Annotated in this window: 25 protein-coding genes; 9 read left to right on the forward strand and 16 right to left on the reverse strand. The window is 38.6% G+C overall.

What is annotated here, in order from left to right; all coding sequences use genetic code 11:
- Positions 1 to 725 precede the first annotated feature (725 nt).
- Positions 726 to 1,001: a hypothetical protein gene (locus tag LC419_RS01335; RefSeq protein WP_223605653.1), complete on the forward strand. Its 276-nt coding sequence runs from the start codon at positions 726 to 728 to the stop codon at positions 999 to 1,001.
- A gap of 161 nt (positions 1,002 to 1,162) precedes the next feature.
- Positions 1,163 to 1,531 carry a hypothetical protein gene (locus LC419_RS01340; protein WP_223605654.1) on the forward strand — a complete coding sequence of 123 codons (369 nt, stop codon included), beginning with the start codon at positions 1,163 to 1,165 and terminating at the stop codon, positions 1,529 to 1,531.
- A 74-nt stretch (positions 1,532 to 1,605) separates the two neighbouring features.
- On the opposite strand, the gene LC419_RS01345 is transcribed toward LC419_RS01340, so the two are convergent.
- The 5 genes from LC419_RS01345 to queA all read right to left on the reverse strand — a co-directional run bounded on the left by LC419_RS01345 (position 1,606) and on the right by queA (position 7,002).
- Positions 1,606 to 2,583, reverse strand: a complete 978-nt coding sequence (locus tag LC419_RS01345) for a polyprenyl synthetase family protein (RefSeq protein ID WP_223605655.1) — start codon at positions 2,581 to 2,583, stop codon at positions 1,606 to 1,608.
- 73 nt (positions 2,584 to 2,656) lie between these two features.
- Positions 2,657 to 3,535, reverse strand: coding sequence for a hypothetical protein (locus LC419_RS01350; protein WP_223605656.1), 879 nt, complete (start codon positions 3,533 to 3,535; stop codon positions 2,657 to 2,659).
- Between the two features lie 295 nt (positions 3,536 to 3,830).
- Positions 3,831 to 4,769: a sterol desaturase family protein gene (locus LC419_RS01355; protein WP_223605657.1), complete on the reverse strand. Its 939-nt coding sequence runs from the start codon at positions 4,767 to 4,769 to the stop codon at positions 3,831 to 3,833.
- A 77-nt stretch (positions 4,770 to 4,846) separates the two neighbouring features.
- The gene (rlmN, locus tag LC419_RS01360) at positions 4,847 to 5,881 is read right to left on the reverse strand and encodes a 23S rRNA (adenine(2503)-C(2))-methyltransferase RlmN (protein ID WP_034727982.1); all 1,035 of its coding nucleotides are present in this window, start codon (positions 5,879 to 5,881) and stop codon (positions 4,847 to 4,849) included.
- 71 nt (positions 5,882 to 5,952) lie between these two features.
- Positions 5,953 to 7,002: a tRNA preQ1(34) S-adenosylmethionine ribosyltransferase-isomerase QueA gene (queA, locus tag LC419_RS01365; protein WP_034727984.1), complete on the reverse strand. Its 1,050-nt coding sequence runs from the start codon at positions 7,000 to 7,002 to the stop codon at positions 5,953 to 5,955.
- Positions 7,003 to 7,183: 181 nt separating this feature from the next.
- Here queA and LC419_RS01370 point away from each other — a divergent pair, with 181 nt between their 5' ends.
- The 4 genes from LC419_RS01370 (at position 7,184) to LC419_RS01385 (ending at position 11,392) form a co-directional block, all read left to right on the forward strand.
- Entirely contained in the window at positions 7,184 to 7,876 is a 693-nt protein-coding gene (locus tag LC419_RS01370; RefSeq protein ID WP_034727986.1) for an AIM24 family protein, read from the forward strand.
- Between the two features lie 198 nt (positions 7,877 to 8,074).
- Positions 8,075 to 9,472 (forward strand): Gfo/Idh/MocA family protein, encoded by a 1,398-nt coding sequence (locus LC419_RS01375; RefSeq protein ID WP_223605658.1) that lies wholly within the window; start codon positions 8,075 to 8,077, stop codon positions 9,470 to 9,472.
- Positions 9,462 to 10,367, forward strand: coding sequence for a sugar phosphate nucleotidyltransferase (locus tag LC419_RS01380; RefSeq protein ID WP_223605659.1), 906 nt, complete (start codon positions 9,462 to 9,464; stop codon positions 10,365 to 10,367). The genes LC419_RS01375 and LC419_RS01380 overlap by 11 nt, the downstream gene beginning before the upstream one ends.
- Positions 10,358 to 11,392 carry a phosphotransferase enzyme family protein gene (locus LC419_RS01385; RefSeq protein WP_223605660.1) on the forward strand — a complete coding sequence of 345 codons (1,035 nt, stop codon included), beginning with the start codon at positions 10,358 to 10,360 and terminating at the stop codon, positions 11,390 to 11,392. The genes LC419_RS01380 and LC419_RS01385 overlap by 10 nt, the downstream gene beginning before the upstream one ends.
- A gap of 300 nt (positions 11,393 to 11,692) precedes the next feature.
- Here the strand turns inward: LC419_RS01385 and LC419_RS01390 are convergent, their stop codons facing one another.
- Both LC419_RS01390 and LC419_RS01395 read right to left on the reverse strand, forming a co-directional pair.
- Positions 11,693 to 12,184, reverse strand: coding sequence for a DNA-deoxyinosine glycosylase (locus LC419_RS01390; RefSeq protein ID WP_223605661.1), 492 nt, complete (start codon positions 12,182 to 12,184; stop codon positions 11,693 to 11,695).
- A 329-nt stretch (positions 12,185 to 12,513) separates the two neighbouring features.
- Complete coding sequence (locus LC419_RS01395; protein ID WP_223605662.1) at positions 12,514 to 14,508, reverse strand: S9 family peptidase; 1,995 nt, start codon at positions 14,506 to 14,508, stop codon at positions 12,514 to 12,516.
- 314 nt (positions 14,509 to 14,822) lie between these two features.
- On the opposite strand from LC419_RS01395, the gene LC419_RS01400 reads away from it, so the two are divergent.
- Positions 14,823 to 15,077 (forward strand): hypothetical protein, encoded by a 255-nt coding sequence (locus LC419_RS01400; protein WP_223605663.1) that lies wholly within the window; start codon positions 14,823 to 14,825, stop codon positions 15,075 to 15,077.
- Positions 15,078 to 15,133: 56 nt separating this feature from the next.
- On the opposite strand, the gene LC419_RS01405 is transcribed toward LC419_RS01400, so the two are convergent.
- Entirely contained in the window at positions 15,134 to 15,478 is a 345-nt protein-coding gene (locus LC419_RS01405; RefSeq protein ID WP_047451937.1) for a phage holin family protein, read from the reverse strand.
- A gap of 111 nt (positions 15,479 to 15,589) precedes the next feature.
- Complete coding sequence (locus LC419_RS01410; RefSeq protein WP_223605664.1) at positions 15,590 to 16,012, reverse strand: PaaI family thioesterase; 423 nt, start codon at positions 16,010 to 16,012, stop codon at positions 15,590 to 15,592.
- A gap of 560 nt (positions 16,013 to 16,572) precedes the next feature.
- Here LC419_RS01410 and LC419_RS01415 point away from each other — a divergent pair.
- On the forward strand, positions 16,573 to 16,995 hold the full coding sequence (locus tag LC419_RS01415; protein WP_223605665.1) for a hypothetical protein: 423 nt from the start codon (positions 16,573 to 16,575) through the stop codon (positions 16,993 to 16,995).
- 2 nt (positions 16,996 to 16,997) lie between these two features.
- On the opposite strand, the gene LC419_RS01420 is transcribed toward LC419_RS01415, so the two are convergent.
- From LC419_RS01420 to LC419_RS01450, 7 genes are all read right to left on the reverse strand, one after another.
- Positions 16,998 to 19,124, reverse strand: coding sequence for a type IA DNA topoisomerase (locus LC419_RS01420; protein WP_223605666.1), 2,127 nt, complete (start codon positions 19,122 to 19,124; stop codon positions 16,998 to 17,000).
- Positions 19,125 to 19,419: 295 nt separating this feature from the next.
- A complete protein-coding gene (locus LC419_RS01425; RefSeq protein ID WP_223605667.1) occupies positions 19,420 to 20,118 on the reverse strand; it encodes a M17 family peptidase N-terminal domain-containing protein in 699 nt (232 codons plus the stop codon).
- Positions 20,119 to 20,143: 25 nt separating this feature from the next.
- Positions 20,144 to 21,019: a pirin family protein gene (locus LC419_RS01430; protein WP_223605668.1), complete on the reverse strand. Its 876-nt coding sequence runs from the start codon at positions 21,017 to 21,019 to the stop codon at positions 20,144 to 20,146.
- Positions 21,020 to 21,518: 499 nt separating this feature from the next.
- Positions 21,519 to 22,103, reverse strand: a complete 585-nt coding sequence (locus tag LC419_RS01435; RefSeq protein ID WP_223605669.1) for a Crp/Fnr family transcriptional regulator — start codon at positions 22,101 to 22,103, stop codon at positions 21,519 to 21,521.
- A gap of 9 nt (positions 22,104 to 22,112) precedes the next feature.
- Positions 22,113 to 22,424 (reverse strand): hypothetical protein, encoded by a 312-nt coding sequence (locus tag LC419_RS01440; protein WP_223605670.1) that lies wholly within the window; start codon positions 22,422 to 22,424, stop codon positions 22,113 to 22,115.
- 39 nt (positions 22,425 to 22,463) lie between these two features.
- Positions 22,464 to 24,074 (reverse strand): Na+/H+ antiporter, encoded by a 1,611-nt coding sequence (locus LC419_RS01445; RefSeq protein ID WP_223605671.1) that lies wholly within the window; start codon positions 24,072 to 24,074, stop codon positions 22,464 to 22,466.
- Between the two features lie 151 nt (positions 24,075 to 24,225).
- Positions 24,226 to 24,531: a GNAT family N-acetyltransferase gene (locus LC419_RS01450; protein ID WP_223605672.1), complete on the reverse strand. Its 306-nt coding sequence runs from the start codon at positions 24,529 to 24,531 to the stop codon at positions 24,226 to 24,228.
- 531 nt (positions 24,532 to 25,062) lie between these two features.
- Here LC419_RS01450 and LC419_RS01455 point away from each other — a divergent pair.
- Positions 25,063 to 26,058, forward strand: a complete 996-nt coding sequence (locus LC419_RS01455) for an EamA family transporter (protein WP_223605673.1) — start codon at positions 25,063 to 25,065, stop codon at positions 26,056 to 26,058.

Here is a 26,058-nt window from a genome sequence, read left to right on the forward strand (position 1 = left end):
CTTAAAATCACTAAAATCAGTAGCCATACCCATCTGGATGAATTTGCCGGCTTGGCATGTCTCCTTTTTGCATGCAGCTGTTTTTTTTCTTTTCTTGCAATCCGGACTCAAAATGAAAAGCGGGAAACGAGGTATGAGACTATTGCGGATTATTTATTTTTAACTGCTTTATTTTGTATAGTTCTGGCTGTTATAATTGTAACCGTTAAAATAATTTAATGCCGATTTATGTTTTAAAAGAAATATTAAATTTCTGACTTCTGAACGGCTTAAAAAATAATTTTAATAAAATAATCTCCAAACCTAAAGAAAATATGGAATGAAATTTCTGACTCATCACCTCTAAAAAGCATATGAAAACAAGATTACGGTAATTATTTTTTATTAAACAAAGATCAATACACTAAAATAGGAATTTAGATTTTCTTTAAAACACCATATATTAAATATTATATTCTGAATACTACACATTTTAATTTAAGTCCTATTTATTTTACGATCATTAAACTCATTTTAAGTAAAAAACAGCAAAAACACACAAATAAAAAGTACTATTACTTTAAAATTTAAATCAAAACAATATACAATCCGTAACATTTAAACCAAAAAAAATAAATACAATCAAAAAACAAGCTAATTAGTTGATAATTATTCATAATTGAATTTTATTCTATAAATTTAGTAGTGATAAAAATCACATCATGTTGAATTAAAATACAAATCTTATGAAAAAAATTATCTCTGTTGTGCTGATTTTCATGATTTTCACAACCCATTCATCACAAATCGGGATTCATACTGGCAATCCTCAGGCAGCTTACCATATAGACGGTGCAAAAGATAATGCTGGAACCAATGCACCGACGCTAAGCCAACAATCTAATGATGCCGTAATCACTTCCTTGGGAAACCTTGGATTAGGAACTACTACCCCACTGAAAAACTGGACCTTTTTTCAGGGAACGTCCGTATCCGTGAAATCAATAACAATATTGGCATAGCCGGTAACGATAGAGCCGTTGTTGCAGGTTCAGATGGTATACTGAAAACAATCGGATTTGGAGCATACTCTCTGTTTCATGCCAGACTATCAGTTGACCAGACTATTTCAAACGCATCAGTAGTAACACTTATATTTGCAAATCCTTTAGCCACTTCGACATTGTATTCTTACAATGCCAGTAATGGTGTTCTTACATTTAGTCAGGCAGGAAACTATCTGATCACTTTGCAGGCCAGTTTTGCCAACATTTCTGAAGGGGAGCAGCTGGTTCTCGGCATACGTCCGTTTCCTGATGCCAATTATTTAGGAAGGGGAAGCCATTACGCCGGTTTTGGAACTCCTGCGGTGGATACCAACAGCAGGCTTGGAGAATTGATGAGTTATACAACGATGATCATTGTTCCGACATCAGGATACCAGATCCGCTTCACTGTAACTGCCACCGGGGCAAGCAGTGTAATTCTGTCAGACGAAATAGGCCCTACAGGACGGGGAAATGTTACCAATGTCACTATACAAAAAATATAAATACATCATTTATATCAAAAAAAAATCTGAGTGCTCATAGCATTCAGATTTTCCGTTTATGATTATTTTTAATCTTAAAATTTTCGTTCAATCACGTAATCAAGCATACTGTGTAGTGATTTTTTAGCTTCTGAGTCGGGAAATTCATTGAGAATATCTTTAGCCTTCTGCTGGAAATCTTTCATCACTTTAATTGCATAATCCATTCCTCCGGAATTTTTGACAAAGTCTATCAGTTCCTTAACACGTTTCGGATCGTTATTGTGACGTTTGATGGTATTGAAGTAATATTTACGTTCTTTTTCACCGGCTATTTTTAAAGTATGAATCAGAGGAAGGGTCATTTTCTGTTCCTTGATATCAATTCCTACAGGTTTTCCGATGACATTGGAACTTAAGTAGTCGAAAAGGTCGTCCTTGATCTGGAAGGCCATTCCCGTGTAGGTTCCGAAATTCATCATTTTTTTGGCAAGAACTTCATCGGCATTATTGGAAAGAACGCCTATCTCGCAGCAAGCCGCAATCAGTGTCGCTGTTTTCTGACGGATAATTTCATAGTAAACATCCTCGGTAATATCCAGCTTTCTGGCCTTTTCAAGCTGAAGAAGTTCACCTTCGGACATTTCACGGATCGTTCTTGAGATCACCCCCAAAAGATCGTAATCTTTGTGGTCTGTAGAAAGTAATACGGATTTTGATAAAAGATAATCGCCTACCAACACAGCAATCTTATTTTTCCACAAAGCATTGATTGAGAAAAAATTACGTCGCTTAAAACTTTCATCTACTACATCGTCGTGTACCAGGGTTGCGGTATGGATCAGCTCGATCATGGAAGCTCCGCGGTACGTTTTTTCATTAACTTCCCCTATCAGTTTTGCGCAGAGAAATACGAACATGGGACGCATCTGCTTACCTTTGGTCGTAACAATAAAACGGGTTACTTTATCCAACAAAGGCACTTTACTCTGCATCGATTCATAAAACTTCTGCTCGAAAAGTTTCATTTCCTCATTGATCGGTCGTTTGATTTCTTCTACTATGTTAGCCAAAATCTGTGAATAAAAGGTATGTAATTATTAATTATGACAAAGATAATTTTTTTCACGCAATTTTAAGACAAAATTAATCTTTGAGTTCTTCTTTTGGAATAAAATACAGTGCCGGCTGTGCAGTTCCCAATCCCGATCTGAATTTTTCCCCTGAAATATAGATGCCGGTCTCATTAACTGCAATTCCCTCAATCTGCCCTACTGCCAGAGCACTTCCCAAATAATAATGTTTCGGAGTTTCTTTAAAAAAGATCCCCGGCTCTGTTTCTGTAAATACATTCAGGAAGACCTCTGTTCTCTTGGTGTAGCCCACCAGATAGAGTTTTTTTTCATAATAGGCAGCATCTGTGACCACGAAATTTGTCTTATAAAATTCTATCTTCTCAGCTTTCTGTTTTTCAGTTACCGCTGGATCAACGATATAATGAGAGGTTGATTTTGATTTCCATTCTTTGCTAAACAGATGAATTTTTCCATTGAGAAAGATCATCGCTTCAGCATCAAAGTCATTGTTGGTATATTGCGGAATAAATTCGTTCTGCTCCGGGTAGTAGAAAGAAATTTTAGAAATAGAATCATTCTTTGCTTCATTATTTTCAAAAGGAAGCTTATAGATTTCCAGGTCTCTCCTCGTTCCTCCGTTATTTCCAAAATCTCCGATATAGAAGTTCTTTCCGTCATTGGCTAAAGCTTCCCAGTCTTTGTTTTTAGCATTGATGGTCAGAGTCTTTTTAATATTTCCGGAAGTTTCATCCAGTTCAAAAAGTTCCGGAGCATTACCACTGTCATTGAATGTATACAATTTACCGTTCAAAATACTCAGTCCTGAGGTTTCCTGAATCTTATCATCCAAATAACCCACCCTGAATTTTCTTATTTTCAAAAGCTCAGTCTTTTGTGAAAATGATAATTGAAAAATGACAACGGCGGTGAGAAGGATAAGTTTTTTCATAGTGCAAAAATAAGGGTTTAAGGGGAATTGAGAAATCATTTGATTTTTTTAGCCGTATCTCTTAAAAAAGCGAAGCTCTCCTTAATATTCTTAAAAACTTAAAAAAACTTAATGGTTCAATCTCTTTATTTCCCGCGGATGATACAGATTTTCATGAATATTATTCTGGATAAAAATCTTTGATTTTTTTTTAACTTAAGTGTACTCTTTTGCAGTAGAATTTAAACTTCAAATAAACTTAAGTGTTAGAAAACTTTTGTGCCTTTTGTGGTTTAATTAAAAGAACATTTATGGATCATGCAGATTTCATTTTTTGTTTTTGTTCCTGTCTTTTAGCCTGCTTTTTCAAATAATCTTTCTGATACTGCCTTACTGTTTTTCCCGTGCCGTCATGTCTCCAGCCCGGTGAATTGAAAATATAATTAATCCTGTCGGAAAATTTCAGTCCCGGCTGCTTGATATCCTTCCAGATCTTTCTCCATTCGTACAGAAGAACAGTATCCGGTTTATTATCAGGCATTTTTGGATAGATTCCGTATTTGACAGGTACATTCGGGTCTTCTTTTTCAAAGGTTCCGAAGATTTTATCCCAGATAATCAGGCACATTCCCATATTTCTATCGAGATATTTGATGTTGCAGGCGTGATGTACCCTGTGATGAGAAGGAGTCACGAGAATGTACTCCAGAATGCCCATCGTTTTCACGGTCTGAGTATGTACCCATGTTCCGTACACCTGCCCTATCGCATAAACGACCATAATATGCCATGGATTGAAGCCTAAAAAAGCAAGCGGGGAAAAATAAAGATATCTGTACAGTGGCTGAAGTACGGGACTCCTAAAACCAGTGGTTAAGTTGAAATATTCTGAATTGTGATGGGTAATATGAACCGCCCAGAACGCCCTTGAATGGTGATCTACATAATGTAACACATAATAAGCAAAATCCGTAATCACAAAGCAGATGAGCCAGTAACAAACTGTGAAATCCCAGGAGAAAAGCCTATGGTTGTAGAAAAAAAACATCACTCCCATGGCAAAAGCTTTCATGATCAGGTCCAGACCGAAGTTCATCAGGGCAAGATAAACGCTTGTCGCCACATCTTTTCCATTATACAGCTTAGCTTCAGAAACGTGACTGTAGATCATTTCTGCCAAAATAACGGCAGCATGAAACGGAATAGCCCATGCGTAAACGTTTTCCAGCCCGTCCTCGCTCATAAAGAAGTCCATAATAAACTTTTTTGCTTTATGTAAAGGTAGGGTTTTAGGAAATTTTTAAGAAAAGTTTTGAATTTTTTAAGGAAATTTTAATCAGTTGCTTTATTGGCTAACTGTCCGCAAGCTGCATCGATATCTCCACCACGGCTTTTTCTGATCATCACCGTAATTCCTGCGTTTTCCAGCTGACGTACATAATTATCTTCCGCCTGCTTATTACACTGGTCGTATTTTCCGTCTCCGATAGGGTTATACTGGATCAGATTCACTTTGGAAGGAACCTGTTTACAGTATCTGATTAAAGCTTTGATATCTTCATCTCCATCATTAATTCCTTTCCATACGCAATATTCGAAAGTAATCACAGAACCTGTCTTCTGATACCAGTACTGAAGTGCTTCCATAATATCCGTCAACGGGAATTTATCCGAGAAAGGCATGATCTCGTTACGTTTGGATTCAATGGCTGAGTGAAGTGAAAGTGCCAGTTTTACCCGAAGCTCGTCGTCTGCCAGCATTTTGATCATCTTCGGAAGTCCGGATGTAGAAACGGTAATTCTTCTTGGTGACATTCCCAAACCTTCCGGCTGGGTGATTTTTCTGATGGCTTCCACTACATTTTTGTAATTCATCATCGGCTCTCCCATTCCCATAAAAACGATATTGGAAAGCGGTCTGTTAAAGTACATTTTGCTTTGGCTGTCAATCAGGGCCACTTGGTCTACGATTTCGGCTACTTCAAGGTTTCTCATTCTTTTGAGTCTTGCCGTTGCACAAAATTCGCAGTTTAATGAACATCCCACCTGTGAGGAAACGCAGGCTGTAGTTCTTGTTTCTGTAGGAATAAGAACAGATTCTACCAGCAGTCCGTCGTGAAGTTTCACGCCGTTTTTGATGGTTCCGTCCGTACTTTTCTGAAGTTGGTCCACAGAAACGGGATTGATGGTATACTCTTCGGAAATTCTTTCACGGAGAGATTTCGAAAGATTCGTCATTTCATCAATCGAATGGAGGTTTTTACTCCATAACCAGTCATAAACCTGCTTCGCACGGAACGGTTTTTCCCCTAAAGTCAAAAAATAGTCTTTAAGCTGGTCTAGTGATAAAACTCGGATATCTTTCATTATAGGTTGTAGGTATTAGGGCTTAGGATTTAGGGACAAATAAGCCCTAAATCCTAATTCCTATTATCTTATTAAAGGATTAACATTGCGTCACCGTAAGAATAGAATTTGTACTGTTCTTTTACGGCTTCTTCGTAAGCATGCATGATGAATTCTCTGCCTGCAAATGCGGCGATCATCATCAGTAGTGTAGATTTCGGTGTGTGGAAGTTCGTGATCATTGAATTCGCTACTCCAAAATCGTGAGGCGGATAAATAAACTTGTTTGTCCAACCATTGAATGCAGAGATCTTTTTGTTAGAAGAAACAGAAGTTTCCAATGCTCTCATCGTGGTAGTTCCTACTGCACAGACTCTTCTGTGAGCATCTACTGCTTTATTGATGATATCTGCATTTTTCTCATCGATGATGATTTCTTCAGACTCCATTTTGTGCTTGGAAAGATCTTCTACCTCGATTGGGTTGAAAGTTCCTAAACCAACGTGAAGCGTTACTTCAGCAAAATCGATTCCTTTGATCTCCAGTTTCTTCATCAGATGCTTAGAGAAGTGAAGACCTGCTGTAGGGGCAGCTACTGCTCCTTCAATTTTTGCATAGATCGTCTGATATCTTTCTGCATCTTCCGGCTCTACGGCTCTTTTGATATATTTTGGAAGTGGAGTTTCTCCTAATTCCTTCAGTTTTGTTCTGAATTCGTCATAAGAACCGTCGAATAAGAATCTTAATGTTCGTCCTCTTGAAGTGGTATTGTCAATAACTTCAGCTACCAAAGATTCATCTTCAGTGAAGAATAATTTGTTACCGATTCTGATTTTTCTCGCAGGATCTACAAGAACGTCCCATACTCTGGTTTCTTTGTCAAGCTCTCTTAAAAGGAAAACTTCAATTTTAGCACCTGTTTTTTCTTTATTTCCATAAAGACGCGCAGGGAAAACCTTGGTATTGTTGAAAATGAATAGATCTTTCTCATCGAAATAATCCACAACATCTTTAAACAGTTTATGCTCAATGGTTTCTGTTTTTCTGTTAAGAACCATTAATCTAGCTTCGTCTCTGTGTTCAGATGGGTGTTCTGCCAATAATTCCGCAGGAAGATCAAAATTAAAATCTGATGTTTTCATTTTTTTAAATTACGGTTTAAAAATTATAAAATTACTAATGTAATTTTCGGAGTGCAAATATACGATATTGAACACCCCTTTGTCAAGTATTATTTAAAATCAAATTTAAAACCGTGATTCTACGGTGATTTATGAAGAAAAAAAAGATTATTTTTGAAAAAAATTAATAATTTTTACACGTATGAGCAAATATTCATTGGAAGCTTTCGTCAACGAAACAAAAGAAAATCCACAACAAAGAGATTATTTTGAGCTTGAAACTCCACATCTTTTAGAAATCAACCTTAACAATCAGGCTGTATGGACCAAAAGAGGAAGTATGGTGGGCTATGTAGGAGGTATTAACTTTGAAAGACAGGGAATGCTGGCCGGAGGTATCGGCAATCTTTTAAAGAAAGCGATCAGCGGTGAAGGAACAAAGCTGATGAAGGCAGAAGGAACCGGCAAACTGTATGTGGCTGACTCCGGGAAAAAAGTACGTATCCTTTATCTTAACAATGAATCAGTATGTGTCAACGGAAACGATGTACTGGCACACGAACAGAGTGTAAAAAGCGATATTACCATGCTTAAAAGTGTTGCAGGAATGATGGCAGGAGGTCTTTTCCAGGTAAAACTTTCCGGAACGGGACATATTGCTATAACGACTCACGGTGAACCATTAACCCTTATGGTCACTCCTGACAGTCCGGTTTTCACAGATCCTAATGCTACAGTGGCATGGTCAGGAAACCTAAGCCCGGATCTGAAAACGAATGTTTCGTTCAAAAGTCTGATCGGAAGAGGAAGCGGTGAAGAATTCCAGATGAAGTTCTCAGGAAACGGATGGGTCCTTATTCAGCCTTACGAAGAAGTATATTTCACAGAAAAATAATATATAGAACAAATGATTGTAAAACGGCTGCTCTTCCTGTCAGGGGCGGCCGTTTTTTATTTCCCCTCAAACCCTGAACCTCCTACATACCCCAACCCATATCTCGAAACTCTAAGACTCTCCCACTCTCAAACCTCGTATCCCGCATCCCATACCCCTAACCTCGGAACTTTTTAATATATTTAAGAAAAATTTTCGATGGACAACACCTCTTCACGCAGAAATTTCATTAAAACTGCAGCCCTGGCAAGCTTTGGTGCATTGGTTTTACCCAATTCCCTGTTTGCCTATTCCAGTGATTTTAAATCAGATAAAAAAGTACGCGTCGGTTTTATCGGCGTAGGACTCCGCGGACAGGAACACGTAAAACTGCTGGCCAAGCGTAATGACGTGGAGATTGTGGCTTTTGCAGATCCTGATAAAAGAATGCTGGCTGCTTCACAGAAAATACTGAAAGACAATAATAAATCTGCCGCTCAGGAATTTTCAAACGGAGATTATGATTACCGGAATCTGTTGAAATTAAAAACCATTGATGCGGTGGTGATCGCTACTCCATGGGAATGGCATCTTCCTCAGGGTACAGAAGCTATGCGTGCGAAAAAAATTGTAGGTATGGAAGTTTCGGGAGCAATAAAACTGCAGGACTGCTGGGAATTTGTGAAAGTATATGAGGAAACCAAAGTCCCTATTTTCATGATGGAGAATGTGTGTTACCGCAGAGATATCATGGCTATCCTGAATATGGTCCGCAAAGGAATGTTCGGAGAACTGGTTCATGGAAGAGGTGGTTATCAGCATGATTTAAGAGGCGTTCTTTTCAATGATGGGGTTACGCCATACAATTCAGGTGCTGAATTTGGAGAAAAAGGGTTCAGTGAAGCGCATTGGAGAACAGAACATTATGTAAAACGCAACGGTGAGCTTTATCCTACCCATGGATTAGGCCCGGTAGCCGTGATGATGGATATCAACCGTGGAAACCGTCTGACGAGGCTTTCATCATTCTCTTCCAAGTCTGTGGGACTTCATAAATATATTGTGGAACATGCTAAAGGCGGAGAAAATCATCCTAACGCAAAAGTAAAATTCAATCAGGGAGATATCGTCACTACACAGATTGCCTGTGCCAATGGAGAGACAATTCTTTTAACCCATGATACGAGTTTACAGCGACCTTATGATCTTGGATTCAGAGTGCAGGGAACGGAAGGTTTGTGGCAGGACTTCGGCTGGGGCGATTTCAACCAGGGTCATATTTATTTTGAAAAAACAATGAATCACACTCACCGTTGGGAAAATACCGAAAAGTGGATGAAAGACTACGATCATCCTATCTGGAAAAAATTTGAAAGTACGGCGGCAGGTGCAGGCCACGGCGGAATGGATTTCTTTGTTATGAATACCTTTATCGAATGTATCAAACGAAATATAGAATTCCCGATGGATGTGTATGATCTTGCCTTATGGTATTCTATCACGCCATTAAGCGAAGAATCTATTGCTAAAGGCGGTCAGGTGGTAGATATCCCTGATTTCACCAACGGAAAATGGAAAACCCGTAAACCTGTATTTGGAATGACGGATGAATTTTAAAAAGACATTACTCATATTAGCAGGAGGTTTGGGAAGCCGCTACAAAGGCCTGAAGCAGATAGACGGAATTCTGGATAACGGTTCCCCGATTCTGGAATATTCTATTTATGACGCACTGGAAGCCGGCTTCACTAAGGTCGTCATTATTGTGAACAGACTGATTCCTCAAAGCTATATGGAAAGATTAAATACAATATCCGGGGAAAAGAATTTTGAACTTCACTGGGTATATCAGGAAAAAGAAAGCTTTCTCACAGCGGATTATGATTTCTCACAGCGGGAAAAGCCATGGGGAACCGGTCATGCTGTCCTTTGTGCAAAAAATACAGTACAGGAACCGTTTGTCATGATAAACGCTGATGATTTTTATGGAAAAGAAGCGTATCAGCTTGCTTCTGAAGAAATTGAGCTTCATATTTCAGGAACACAGTTTGGAATGGCTGCTTATCCCGTAGGATCTACTTTGAGCGGAAACGGAAATGTTGCCCGGGGAATATGTACCTTAGATGCTGAAGATTATCTGATAAAAGTAGAAGAACAGACTTCGATCCGCAGAAAAGAAGATTCAATTGTTTATACCGAGAACGGACATGATACTGAACTCATTCCTGATGCGTTGGTATCTATGAATTTCTTTATTTTTCATCCGAATGTTTTCAATGCGCTTGAAACGTATTTTAATGACTTTGTGCAATCTAAGCCTGAGCCCTCTCAGGAATTTTATATTCCTTCTGCCGTACAGAGAATGATTGATGAGAAAAAGGCAAAAGTATTGGTAAAAGCCTCTCCTTCGCAATGGATGGGGGTTACCTATGCAGATGATAAAAGCAGTATGAAAGATTTCCTGACATCGGAGTTCAAAAAAAACAGATATCCCGAGGATCTATGGAATTAAAAACAATCGTTACCGGATTTACCGGCACTGAAAATTGCACTATCACTCCCATTACCAACGGACTGATCAATACGACCTCTCTGGTGGAGGATTATGATGCTGATGAAAAATTCATTCTTCAAAAAATCAATACTCAGGTTTTTCCTTTTCCTGAAATTATTACCAATAACCATATCCTGATCAACAGTTTGCTGGAGAACGGAAAGTATCCGCTGGAGCTGGTAAAACCTAAAGCAACCTTATCCGGAAGTTTTATTATAAAAGATGAAAACGGAGAATTCTGGAGAATGCTCAGCTTTATTGAGAATACAAAAACATTCTTTAAAATCCCTGATATAAAAACAGCCTATGAATCTGCAAAAGCTGTCGGATCTTTTTTGAATACGATCAATCCTGAACATCTTCCCGATATTCAGCCCCCGATTCCCGATTTTATTAATTTTGAAAAAAGAATCTCGGATTATCAGATTTCTTTACAACATGCCCATCCAGATCTGCTGGAAAATGCTGAACCTGAAATAGAAATCATGAACGAACTTCTTTTCCTCCCCGAAAAATGGATTGAAATGGAAAAGGAAGGTATTCTACCCAAAAGAATTATTCATGGAGATCCCAACGTCAGAAACATTCTTTTTGATGAAACTTCAAGACCTCTGGCCGTTATCGATCTCGATACCGTAACCATATCTACCATCCTCTATGATTTCGGTGACATAGCAAGATCCTACACCAATACTTTGGATGAGGATAATGGAGATGCAGACAATAATTTCAACCCCCATATTTACAGGACCGTAAAAGATGGATTTCTACTATCATTAAAGAAAAAACTGACTTTTGAGGAACTGGAAAACCTCGATTACGCTGCACAAACCGTGATTTATATTCAGGCCATTCGTTTTCTGACTGATTATCTGAATGGAAGCACCTATTATTCGACGAAATATGCTGAGCATAATCTGGATCGAACCAGGAACCAGTTGCAGTTGCTGAAGGGTTTGAGAAAGTATTTGCGTATTAATTAGATTGTTTTCAAACACAAATGACACAAATGTTTTCACCAATGACACAATACCGTCATTGCAAGGCGAGTAACGATGAAGCAATCTCAATTTAAGGCAAGTTTTAATGCGAGGAAGGCAATAAAACTTTTTCCAGAGATTGCTTCGCTACGCTTGCAGTAACAAGGGATGCGTTTCGGGGCGGGGAGCTTTGCTCCCCGCCCCGAAACCCACACTTAAGTCTTTGAAAATCTCTGATTTTTCTACTTATCTGAACTTATTCTTTTCAAGACAGAACTTTTGTCTCTTTTTTGGTTGAAAATTTTACATCAGAAACTCCAGAATCTTCTTCCATTCTTCCAGTTTAACATCAAAAGATACGGTATGAAGAGGACTTGTAGAAGGAAGCTGAATAATCGGTAACCTGTAATTTTTTCCTAGAAGCTTTTGTAGATTTTTGTACGATTTCCCTCCATTACAGAAAACAGCTTTGATGTTGGGATGTTCATTCAAAAGTTCGGCGATCTGGTTGGCTTCTTCATTTTTGATTTCAGAATCCAGGCTTCCTTTTCTTTCACAGGAGTCGATGACATCCCAGACTGCTATGTGATGCTTCTTTAAAATACCTAAACGCTGAGCATAATCATCGGTAAATTCTTCGTTGAACAGATGGAAAATAATGGTCCAGAATTTATTTTGCGGATGAGCGTAATACTGTTGCTTCTCCAAAGATTTAACGCCGGGAATTGAACCTAAAATTATAATTTCAGACTGAGCATCAATTAGCGGAGGAAACGAGGAAATTCTGTTTTGCATACTCAAATATATAAAAATTGGGACCAAGCGGGAAAGATTTTGGATTGTAGATTTTAGCTTCCAGATTCCAGACATGAGACTTTAGGTTAAGGTTAAGGCTGAGATTGAGAAATGTCAATGATCACTTTTGCTACACAAGTGAAATGTGAAATTCTCTAACACCGAGTTCCGTATCCCATAAGCCTATGTCGGAAAACTTAAATTTATAATTTGGTTAAAGCTCTCAGGTGATCACATAAAAAAAACGGGCTAAAGCCCGTTTCTATTGATATTTTCAGGAATAATTAAAAGAAATTCAATTCATTTTAATCATTCATTCTTAGTTTACATTACAAAGTTTCTTTCAACCAATCGAAGAATTCTCTCTGCCACACCAATCCGTTTTGTGGATGAAGTACCCAGTGATTTTCGTTCGGGAAATAGACTAATTTAGACTTCAGACCTCTTAATTTTGCTGCCTGGAAAGCTTCCTGCCCCTGCTCATAAGGCACACGGAAATCGATACCTCCCTGGAAGATCATGATCGGCTTGTTCCATTTTTCAACAAAATTGCTTGGATTGAATTCTGTGTATGCTTTCGGAAGTGGCTTTTCCCATGGAGAACCCAAATCCCAGTTGGCAAACCAAAGTTCTTCCGTAGTAAGATACCATGATTTCATATCAAATAATCCATCGTGTGCGATGAAGGTTTTGAATCTGTTTTCGTGGATTCCGGCTAACATAAATACACTGTATCCTCCGTAGCTTGCTCCTACTGCTGCTACTCTTTCCCCGTCTACATACGGTAATGTTTTCGCGAAATCTGTTGCAGCCAGATAATCTCTCATCGGTTGTCCGCCCCAGTCTTTGGAAATTTCTTCATTCCATTTTGTTCCCCAGCCCGGCATTCCTCTTCTGTTTGGAGCCACTACGATATATCCGTTGGCAGCCATCAGAGAGAAATTCCATCTTGTACTGAAAAACTGAGTTAATGCAGATTGTGGCCCTCCCTGGCAGTATACCAGTGTAGGATATTTTTTATTCGGGTCAAAGTTCGGTGGGTAGTGGAACCATACGCCCATTTCTTTTCCATCCGTTGTTTTCACCATCTTCAGTTCAGATTTCCCCAGCGCCAGTTTAGCATAAGCTTCTTTGTTGACTTCAGTCAACTGCTTCATTTCTCCGTTTTTCACATTGACAGAGAATAGTTCCGTTGCATGGTTGACGTCTGTTCTTCCTACTAAAAGTGAAGATTTATTGTCGGTGAAAATTTCGTTAACGTCAAAATCACCTTTTGTGATCTGCTGTACTTTTGCCGCTTTAGGATCTAAAGAGAAAAGCTGTTTTGTTCCTCTGAACGCGGCTGTAAAATAGATCGCTTTGGAATCTCCGCTCCAGAATACATCTCCGGAAACGCTTTCGTCCCAGCCAGCGGTAAGGTTTGTGGTTTTACCGGATTTCCAGTCCATGATTTTCACATCATTTTTATCTGCTTCGTAACCGTCTCTGGCCATACTCTGCCAGATCATGGATTTACCGTCCGGACTGAATTTTGGGTTAACATCGTATCCTTTATTGGATTCCGTTAAATTCTTAGTCGTTCCTGAAGCAAGATCGTAGGCAAAAATATCTGTGTTGGTGCTCGTAGAATATTCCTTTCCGCTTTTAGGTTTTGTAACGTATAAAAGCTGAGTAGAATCCGGACTCCAGATAAAATCTTCTGTTCCACCGAAAGGTCTTTGAGGAGAATCCCATGTTTTACCTTCCAACAGATCTTTTGCAGATTCTGCTTTGTCTGTGGTATTGACTACAAATACATGGTTGTATTTCCCTTCATTGAAATAATCCCAGTGTCTGTGGTTCAGATCGGTATACACCTGAGCAGTAGTTTTAGGAGTATCGCTGTATTTGTCTTTCCCCATTAATTTCTCTACCAGAACCTGCTTACTGAAGGCAATTTTCTTACCGTCCGGAGAGATCACGATATTGTCAGCTTCCCCGATGGTATAAAATTCAGACCAGGTTTTCCCGCTGTCTTTTGAAAGGTAGATTTTATCTCCTTCCTGTGCATAAATTCCGTTTTTATCCCACTGAATAAGGGCTTTTTTACCGAAATCTATTTTGGAAGACTGGTTATTAAGAACATTGAGAAAGTAGTTCTCGCTTTTTGTTTTTTCTGTTTTCAGATCTACCTGCCCCACTTTATAGATAAGTGAAGACTGATCCGGTGAAACTGCCTGTACTCCCACTTTTTTCAAAGTCCAGAGGATTTCAGGTGTCATTAACTGTTGTGCATTCATTAAGAGTGGAGCTGCCAGAGCCAGCAGACTGTACTTAAGCTTCATATGTTGATATTCATTTTTAACGGAAATATGAAATCATGCCGAGTTCATTAATTCCTTTTATTTAATTCAAAGATCCCCAAAGTTAGTACTTAAAATACCAATGAACGAAAGAATTAACAAGAAAATTCCATTTCACAAACCGGGATCTTTCTTACAGGAAAACCCCTGTTTTCTAAAGATGGGTACTTTCCCTCTTCTTTCATATCCCTCAAAACCTGAATTTTACTTCAACGAAATCATCAAAGTTTTTGTCTTTATAATCAAAAAAAACAACCGTCCAATATATTAATTAAAACCATTTAAAAATTTACATCATGAGTACACTAGAAACAGGAAATTTTAAAGGAACCTCGGTAGAGGCAGGTGCAGCTAATCTCTGGCACATTCACAAAGATCATATCAAATATGATACTATTAATGCAACAAGAGTTGATTTTAATGGCAGAACATTAGAAAAAATTATGGCAAAACTCGCTGACAATGCTCCTCTTAATGCCCCGTATCTTCAACGAGCCGATCAGAAATCCACATATGATCAATGCCTGAAATGGATTGAGAAATATTGTTAACACAAGAGGCTGCCCTATCTGGACAGCCTCTTTTATTTTGCGGTATATTTTGTTATTTATTCTCCATCTGAAAACATGGAATTGGCCAGTGAAGTCACAAAGGATAGCAGCACACTAAAGATCAGTGCCCACCAGAAGCCATCTACGACCATACTGTCTATAAAATAATCTGCAATTAAAATAATCACAGCATTGATCACCAGGGCAAATAACCCCAATGTAATGATCGTAAGAGGCAGTCCTAAAAGTCCCAAAATAGGTTTTACAAAAATATTTAATACCCCCAGAACGATGGCAAAAATAATAGCCGAAGAAAATCCTTCGAAATGTACACCCGGAAGCACCTTAGTCAAAAGATAAGCAACGATTGCTGTAATGAACAGCCTGATAATTAAGTTCATATTATTATTTTTTAATGTTATGGTGTTTACGTTGCAAATCCTGTTCCATTTCACCCGGAAAAAGTCCCGTAGTTCCTTTATCTACCGAATATTTTATTGATGGGATTCTATTTATTTGATCCTCATCATGGTGACCAGTGAAGTCGCCACATGACTTTCCGAACCGGTACTTTCATCAATGACGTAAATTTCAGTTCTTACCACAATGATCTTTGCGCCCCCTTTTACCACATAAGACCTCGATATCAGCGCATCTCCCAATGCGGGACGAAGATAATTGACCTTCAGCTCAACAGTTACCACATAACAGTCGTCTTTGTAATGGCTTACTGAAGCGTATCCTGAAGAAACATCTACCAAAGAAGCAATCATAGCCCCATTAAACATGCCGGCTTTCCGGGTCATCATTTCCATTTTAGGAATTTTGATCGAGACGAAATCGGTATCTACTTCCAGTAATTCGGCGTTGTAAAATTTTAATGTTTCTGAACGGCCGAAGCTGTCCGTCATGAGTTTCTTTTTTTCCGGAGTCATGAATATGTATTTTAATCTGAATGTAAATACAAAGTACATCAATGTTTTTCAGAAATACCAGAAAATTTGGAACAAGTTTACTTACTGATGCTGAAATTTTAAATAATACCGCAAGTTTTTTTAACCACAAAAGATGCAAAAGTTTTTGAACACTTAAGTTTATTTGAAGTTTAAATTCTTAATGCAAAAAAGTGCACTTAAGTTTAAAAAAAAATCAAAGATTTTTATTCGCTGTGGTGCAATCTGTTTTATTGAATAATTGAACCATTAAAAGCATTTAAGTTTTTAAGAATACTAAGAGCAGCTTCGCTTTTTTTAGTGATACGGCTTAAAAAATCATTTGATTTTTTCTTAACTATCCTTATCTTCTTCACTAATCTTAATGGTTTAAAAGCTTACCCTAAAAAGCTACTCAATCTGATTCTCTTGATGGGTAGTGTTCATTGGGAGAAATTATTCCCATCCTCCGGAGGGGTGGCGAAAATTCGAAGAATTTTTGACGGGGTGGTCTCAAAAAATACTTACAAAAAATACTAGCTTTGCAGTAAACCACCATCCATATGCCTCTGAAAAAGTTTTTCACATTCCTAAGTATGCTTCTATGCTGTATTTTTCAGGCACAGATGCTACACCTATACGGCGGTTCTAATCAAGACCAATACCTGGGTTGCATCAACTGTGATACTTTTGATAAAAACTCGATCTGGAATCCGTACGGTGATTATGGGAATATACTCAGTTCAAAATCTATATGGAATGGCTCCGGAAACTATGGAAGTGCCTACAGTACCTATTCACCGTGGAGCGATTATGCTTCTTATCCTCCCGTAATTCTGGATCAGGATGGAAATTTTTTCGGCTATCTGACTTCAAATCCCTACAAATCTGAAAGATCAGAGCTGCAACTGGCCCAGATCTTATCCAAATACCACGATGGCATCAAGAAAGATCTTAGCGGATGGTATGATAAATTATTCAGATAAATTTAATAAAGCTGTACCTGAAAACCTTCTTCAAGGGTCAGAACTCCTTCCGTCAAAGCTTCTGAATGTGTCGTGAATCCTTTCAATTTTGAAGTTTTCCCTTTTAAAACCAAGTCTAAAAGCTGTTTGTCTGAAAGCTTTTTCCCGAAAATATCAAACGTAATTTTGAAACCACAGTTCTTGAAATCAGAGCAGCCCACCGCAGTTTTTCCTTTGATCAGATTGTGTTCTTTACATTTCGGGCATTGGGTTTCTTCCCAGGACTGAAGCTCTTTTTTTACGGCAGGTTCACGCTTTTTCTTATCTTTGACCTCTTCTTTTTCTTCTTCCTGCAGCATGATCACTTTTCCTTTTCCGTCCACTACTTTTCGGGTAAGTTCGGAAACCATCTGAATCAGTTCTTCTTTAAACTGATTGGCTTCATACTCACCTTTTTCAATTTTACGGAGTTTCTGTTCCCATTCTCCCGTCAGTTCCGGGCTTTTCAGAAGTTCGTCTTCAATAGTATCAATTAACTGAATTCCGGTTTGAGTCGCGATAAGATTTTTTCTTTTCTTCTCGATATATTTCCTTTTGAAAAGGGTCTCGATGATATTTGCACGGGTAGAAGGCCTTCCGATCCCGTTATTTTTAAGCAATTCGCGAAGCTCATCGTCTTCTACCTGTTTTCCGGCAGTTTCCATGGCTCTCAGCAGCGTTGCTTCCGTATATGGTTTGGGCGGGGTAGTTTTTCCCTGATGGATCATCGGATCGTGTGGTCCGCTTTCTCCCACGGTAAACTCAGGAATGGTCTGTTCTTCATCCTTTTCTTTTTCCTTATCGGTAGATTCTTCTTTGGGTTCCTTTGCATACACAGCTCTCCATCCCGGTTCCAGTACCTGTCTTCCACTTGTTTTAAAAGGAATCGTTCCTACTTTTCCTTCCACCAGTGTATTTGAAATTTTACATTCCGGATAAAAAACGGAAATAAAACGTTTGGCCACAAGATCATAGATAAGCTTTTCTTCCCTGCTCAGATTCTGAGAAGGCGGAACTTCTGTAGGAATAATGGCGTGGTGATCAGTCACTTTTGCATCATCAAAAACAGCTTTTGATTTTGGAATTGGCGCTTCCAGTAACGGGGCAACCAGATCCTGATAAAAATGCATTTTCCGAAGAATTCCTTCAATTTTCGGATACAGACTTTCTGATAGATACGTGGTATCTACACGCGGATAAGTCACATGCTTTTTTTCGTACAGACTTTGGATATAATTTAGGGTATTTTCTGCAGAATAGCCGTATTTTTTGTTGGCTTCCACCTGAAGTCCCGTCAAATCGAAAAGTCTCAGATTTTTTTCTTTTCCTTCTTTAATCTCAAAAGAAACGATCTCAAAAGGATTGAGCTTAAGATATTCAAGTCCCTTTTCAGCGCGGTCTAGGGTTTTTAAACGGTCAATCGCAGCATTGAAAATAACGTCCCTGTATTTGGTTTTAAGTTCCCAATATTCTTCGGTATTAAATGCATCAATTTCTTTCTGCCGCTGAACCAGCATAGCCAAAGTAGGCGTCTGTACTCTTCCGATAGAAAGAACCGCTTTGTTGCCTCCAAATTTTTTCGTGAATAATCTTGTCGCATTGATTCCCAGCAGCCAATCGCCGATCGCTCTTGCATTTCCAGCCAGATACAGATTTTTATAATCCTCAGCCGGTTTCAGGTTCTCAAAACCTTCTTTAATCGCTTCTTCGGTAAGGGACGATATCCATAAACGCTGAACAGGTTTGTTACATTTTGCTTTCTGTAAAACCCATCGCTGGATCAGCTCTCCCTCCTGCCCGGCATCACCACAGTTAATGACCTCATCACATTCCTCCACCAATCTTTCAATCACTTTGAACTGATTTTCAACGCCTTTATTTGGAATTAACTTGATCCCAAAACTGGCTGGAATGATCGGCAGTAAAAACAAATTCCAGGATTTGTACTGAGGACCGTAATCGTGAGGTTCTTTTAAGGTACAAAGGTGTCCGAACGTCCATGTCACACAGTATCCGTTACCCTCCATATAGCCCTGTTTAGGCGTGGTAGCACCTAATACTTTGGCGATATCTCTGGCAACACTAGGCTTTTCGGCAATACAAAGTTTCATGAATTTCGGAATTATTGAAGGGGGACAAAAGTCGGGATTTTTTTTGGATTAAGCTAATTTAGTTGGGAGTTGATGTTTGAAAATTACAGGTATGAGCATGGACGTTTAATCCCATGGAAGAGGTTTGATTATGTTAATATAAATGTTTAGGATTAAGGTTAAATGAATAGTAGTAAATATGTTGCGGATGGACTTTAGTTGTGGGCACGAGCGTCCCACTCGTACTTATAATTGTAACTAAAAAACTCCCCTTTAAAAAAGGAGAGCCTTCACAATATTAATGAAAACGGGTTCATTATTTTCTATTCACTTCGGCAATTGCAGCCTGAATTCCGTCGCCCGCTACTTCAAAGAAAGATGGGCCTGCCAGAAGGTATACTTTTTTCAATTTCTTTGTATGGGAAAGTTGATGCTCTTTCAGATAGGTTTCGGAACGGTTGGCCAACACAATCCCTTTTACTACATTTCCGGCTATCAAAGCGGTTGGAGAATCTATTCCGGCGTCTTTCAGATCACTAGCCAATGCGAAATTGGTTACACCTAATCTCATTGCTTCACGGGCGGCCACTTCACCTACGGAAGTCATCAATTCGGGAGTGAAATTATTGCGATCACCCAAACCGATCAGCAATAGTTTTTTAGCAGACATAGAAACTGCCGGCGGTGTGATGAGAAGAGTTTCCAACGCATGTCCTTTAAACTGTCCTGATTGGCGGATCTTTGTAAACTCACCTTTTAACGCTTCATCCAAATGCACTAAACCGTTCAGATTGGCGGGTAAAGCCTGAGCACTGTGAATATCATTTTCCGTGTATTCAAACACACAAGCCACCTGTAATTGGGTTTCTGCAGATGAAGGTCCCTGAACCAGGCCGATCATTGAGATTCCATCTACGGATCCCCAATTTTTTGAGGTTCCGACAGGGGTTGTATTTTGAGCAGTCAGTGTTAAGGATAATAAACCCGCTGCCAATGATAGAATAAAATTTTTCATGGTTTCAAATCTTTTCCGTTCGTGATTACATCGCCATCGGAACTTCCATTAGCAGGATTTCCGTATGTTCTGCCGTAGATTTCATATTCAGATTTTTAATATCCCAAACTCCGAATCCATCCCGTTCTTCCAATTTCTGACCTTCAATTTCTGCGCTTCCTTTAAGGATAAAAGCATAAACACCATTTCCACTTTTTTTGATCTGGTAACTCGTTTCCAAACCTTTTTCAAACCGTCCCAAATGAAACCAGGCATCCTGATGAATCCATACGCCTTCATCATCAGCATTGGGAGAAAGCATTTGCTGGAACGCATTCTGACTTTTTGTTTTGTCTAGGGTGATCTGGTCGTATCTTGGCGTTACATTTCTCCTATTCGGATATACCCAGATCTGCAGGAATTTGACAAGTTTATCGCTGTTCTTATTAAATTCGCTGTGCATTACCCCTGTTCCAGCGCTCATCACCTGGATGTCTCCACTTTTGATCACAGTGGTATTTCCCATATTGTCTTTATGCTCAAGGTCTCCTTCCAACGGAATACTGATGATTTCCATATTATCATGGGGATGCGTTCCAAAGCCTCTGCCCGCTTCCACTCTGTCATCATTTAAAACTCTCAGCACTCCAAAGTGCATTCTTTCAGGATTGTGATAATTGGCAAAACTGAAGGTATGCTGGCTCAGCAGCCAACCATGATCTGCCTTTCCTCTTGAATCCGCCTTATGAATCACGGAGTTATCTTTAATTTTTGATTCAGGATTGGGTAAGTGATTATATCCGATAGGTTCTAAGGGTTCGATCTCATCGATCTCATTTTTCATGGTATTACCGAGAGAAGCAGATGCTACAAACATCCCGGTTCCTAATAAACCTTTCTTTAAAAAATCTTTTCTGTCCATATCTTGTAGGTATTGGTTTGATTTTAATAGAACAAATTTAGGGAGATAGAAATAGCTGTGCATTTAACTAGTTTAATAAATTGCTTTTTAATTAAAAATTGAGGGGAATATTGTCTTTATTTTTTTCACGCAAAGATTTTAAAGATAAAACGCTTTTAAACACAAATTTCACGAATAAGTTCACAAATAACACGACTATACTATGCACATAAATTTGTGGGATCTGTGGGATCTGCGGGAGATTATATTTCTAACCACTGATTTCACGGATTGACACAGATGATTGTGCCTATTTTCATTCTTCTGGATATTTTGAGGGAAGCGAAAAGGACAGACTGCGTCGTTGATGAAGCTACTTGGATAATAAGTGCGCTTAATCAGATCAATCTTCGATTGATCTCTCCTTTGAAGCCTTACATAAACCGCTTTATGATGGATCTTTGCCGTAAAAAAATTACTAAAAAAATAGTTTTAAATAGCCAATCCAACAAAAGAAAATCTATTTTTCTTTGGAAGCAAGACGTTTTCTGATAGTACTCACAAACTCCTTCGATACTCCGAGATAGGACGCGATATAGTACTGAGGAACTCTTTGTGGAATGGAAGGATATATCTTAATGAATTCAAGGTAGCGGTCTGAAGCTGTTTTGGAAATGGTATCCACAAGACGGTTCTGAAGTGTAGAGAGATTTCTTTGCACCAGCATTCGGAAAACCCTTTCAAACTTTGGAATTTCGTGCAGTAATTTTTCTTTAGTAGCCGGAGTCAGCACATAGATTTCTGAATCTTCCAGAGCTTCAATGTATACCTTTGAAGGTTTCTGTTCCTGAAATGAAGCAATATCACTGATCCACCAGTCTTCAATGGCAAATAAAAGGGTTACTTCTGTACCATTATCATCCAGACAGTACAGCCTTACACAGCCTTTATGGATATATCCCTCAAACTGACAAATTTCGCCTTCCTTTAATAAAACTGTCTTTTTAGAAAATGTCTGACAGCTCAATAAATCGGCAAAGGTTTTCTGTTCTTCTTCGGTAAGATCTATAAACCGGCTAACGTTCCGGATGATATTTTTAAACATACAAAAAGTTTATCCCTGCAAATTAGGGAAAAGACTGTAAACTTCATTCTTTAAAAGTCCGCTTCCGCCACCATAATGATCGATCACTTTAGTTTCTTTCTCTAAATTTTCGCAGAATATTTTAATGTCTTTTTCGAACTGTTCTTCCAAACCTGAGCTCAACAGCACAATATCGATCTGCTTTTCTTTGATATAATCGTAGGAAGCGGCTTCATCGCTTTGGATTTCAGCTTTCCAGCCTTCATTGTTTTCGATGATTCTTTTCAATGTTTCAAGAATTTCCTGATTTTTTCCAATGACTAAAAATTGTAATGTTTTCATTGTATTCCGTATTAAAAGTGAAGAGCTTAAGTTTTAAAACTACAGATGCTTGTTTCCTGTTATTTTCAATTCATTTAAATCCAATTGAGATTCTGCTTTCCGGATCTCATCATCACTGAATAACTTTTCTCTTTTCAGCCTGAATAATTCTTTCCGTTGTATGGCAAAAATATCCAACATGATTTCATGGTATTCTTTAAGATCATTCTGTCTGTTGGTGCACATCTCCAGAGAACTTAAGTGACTCTCATGAAGTTTGATATCATTTTGCAGATTTTCTTTTAAATTCCCAACAAGACTGTTTCCGATTAAGCTTTTTTCATATTTTTCATTCAACCTGTCTACAGCTAAATGATCGAGCCTGATCTGAATTCCCGTCTGTTGTTCATGAGAAGGTAAAATAGGATCGATTTCTCCAATTTTGGTTAATTTAATAATCAAAGGAAGCGTAAGTCCCTGGAAAACCAATGTCACAAAGATGACCACGAATGTGATGAAAATAATTAAGTTTCTCAACGGAAATTCCGCCTGGTCATTCATCATCACCGGAATTGACAGCGCTGTAGCCAAAGAAACCACACCACGCATACCCGCCCAACCGATGATCAAAGGGTTTTTCCAGCCGGGACTTGGGTCCTGGCGTACTTTTTTACTCAGCCATCTCGGAATATGAGCCACTGGATAAATCCACAGCAAACGGACAACAATCACAATTAAACTTATCATTAAACCATACTTTATACCGTCCATTAAAGAAGTTTCACCCAAACCATTGATAATATCGGGAAGCTCCAATCCGATTAATACGAACACCAACGCATTCATGACGAAAATCAACGTGTTCCAGACTCCTGTCATATTGATTCTGGTGGTTCCCGTTTTAAAAATTTCATGGGCACGGAAGGACATAAATAATCCACCGCTCACTACTGCCATTACTCCGGAAAAGTGAAAATGTTCAGCTCCCAAGAACAAAATATAAGGGGTCATCACCGTCAATGCCGCATCGATGGCCGGAGTAGTCGGTAAAAATCTGTGGATAGCGTAAAAAATATGAGCTCCTACAATTCCTACTACGACTCCCATTCCCGCAACAAGAAAGAACTGTCCGGTAGCTTCCTGCATGGAAAAAACGCCCGTCATTACCGCCGCTAAAGCAAATCTGAAAACAATCAGCGATGAGGCATCATTGATCAGACTTTCTCCTTCCAGCATGGCGATGGTTCTTTTCGGAACTTTTAATCCTTTTAAAACCGTGGTCGCGGCAACAGCATCTGGTGGAGAAACAATTCCACCCAATAAAAATCCTAAAGCCAGTGTGAAGCCCGGAATGATAGACTGAGCAGCAAAAGCCACAACAATAGAAGTCAAAAACACCAACCCGAAAGCCATTAATGAAATGGTACGTTTCCATTTCCAGAAATCATTCCATGAAGTGTACCACGCAGCTTCATATAAGAGGGGCGGTAAAAATATCAGGAAAATAATTTCCGGATCTAATTTTAAAACAGGAACCCCGGGAATAAAACTGATTCCCAATCCCGCCAATACCAAAAATATGGGATAGGCGATTTTGATGCGCTGGGCCAACATCACCAGCAGCATGACGATTAGTAAGAGTCCGAGTATTAAAAGTAGATGTTCGTGCATGTTTTTTTGTTTAGAAATTAGATATTAGAATTTAGAGGTTAGACCTTTTTGATGGCTAATATCTTTTGTTTTTTTAGATTTTGGCTAAAGCCTGTTTATGATTGTTTTAATTTAAGCGGGCTAAAGCCCGCTCCTTTGTACGTATAATTAGCTATACAATTTCTTGATCTTCTTTCAGCCAGACATCACTGTATTCATCCGGATGACGTTTGAATTGTAAGTGAACGTATGGGCAAAGCGGTACGATTTTCAAGTCATTTTCTCTTGCATAAGAAACCAGTCTTTCCAGTAATATTTTGGCAAAACCTTTTCCTTCGTGTTCAGGATTGACTTCCGTGTGGTAAACGGTTAATTTTTTTCCAATCACTGAAATATCCATTTTTCCTGCTTTCAAATCGTCTGAGAAAAGCTGGATTTCTCCTCTTACATTTCCTAAAACTATTTCTGTTCTTTCCATTTTTTTTGTTCTTTTAAATTAATATTTCAAAATTAGGTTCTTTAGTAAAACTGAATAATGATCTATGATAACTTCGGTCAATCTCTTTAATTTTGTCTTACAAATTCTCTTATTCTCAAGAAAATTTCAGTGCTGTTTTATCAGGCAGAGTCCAATTTTCAATGATATCATTTCGCTCAGACCGTGAAAAACCAGACTTTCCAACATGAATCAAATAAAATTAATTCATTGAAAAACAACAAATTAAATGATTTCAAAATAAAAAATATTAAAAAGTCTATCTTTTTAGTGGACTAATAAAAATATATGCCCTATATTTGCAACCGTATTCAGGAAAAGAAAACAAAATGAAACAAGGATCTAAACATCAATCTATTAAGAAACAAAACATCAAAACTATGATGATGTGCAACTGTATGCCTATGCATCAGAAATTCCGTGGCTGACCTTACTTTTATATCACATATTTCAGAGGCCTTACCACGTTGTAGGGCCTTTTTATTTTTACCCATCACACAAAAAACATACAGAATGAGCACTTCTAAAAACAGCTGGCTGGTGCCGGTGGCATTTATCAATATTTACGTCATTTGGGGAATTACATTCCTAGCAATTTCATTTGGTCTGAAAGGATTTCCTCCTTTTATTCTTTCCGGTTTCCGTTTTCTGGCGGCTGGACTGATGATGATCGGATGGCTGCTGGCTAAAGGTGAAAAAGCCAATTCACTGATCAACTGGAAAAAGAATGCCATCACGGGAATATTGATTCTTACCGGCGGAACAGGTCTTGTAGCCTGGGGAGAACAGTATGTATCAGCTTCTGAAGCTGCGATTGCCATTGCAACAGGTCCGTTCTGGTTCATTGCGATTGATAAGAAAAACTGGAAGTATTATTTCTCAGATAAATTTATTCCAATTGGATTAATCATCGGTTTTGTAGGTTTAATATTATTCCTGAACGGAAGTGTTTCCAGTGCACATCATGCGGCAGTAAACGGAAACCTGCGAATAACAGCCTTCATTGTACTGGCATTAAGTTCAGTGGCCTGGGTACTCGGATCTTTATATTCAAAGAAAAATCCGGCCTCACAGTCTACGTTTATGAATATAGCACAACAATTGATCACAGCAGGTGTTGCAGCATTTATTATTGCAGCATTCAGACAAGAATGGCACGGTTTTTCATTCTCCAATGTTCCTGTATCAGCATGGGCTGGCGTGCTCTTCCTAGTGTTTTTCGGATCAATAGTCGCTTATTTATCTTATATATGGCTGCTTTCTGTAAAACCTGCGGCTTTGGTAAGTACTCATACCTACATCAACCCCATCGTTACGGTACTGGCAGGCTGGATCGTAGCAGGGCAAACCATTAACGGAAGCCAACTGTACGGATTATCAGTGATATTATTAGGCGTTTTACTCACCAATGTCACTAAGTATTTCAGACTTTCCAAACGCTCAAAAGTGAAGATAAGAAGACTGAAACGATTGGTCAATAAGACCGTACGACCGTATCAGCCTGTTTAA

Origin of the sequence: Chryseobacterium sp. OSA05B (assembly GCF_019970065.1) — a bacterium.
Classification (GTDB): Bacteria; Bacteroidota; Bacteroidia; order Flavobacteriales; family Weeksellaceae; genus Chryseobacterium.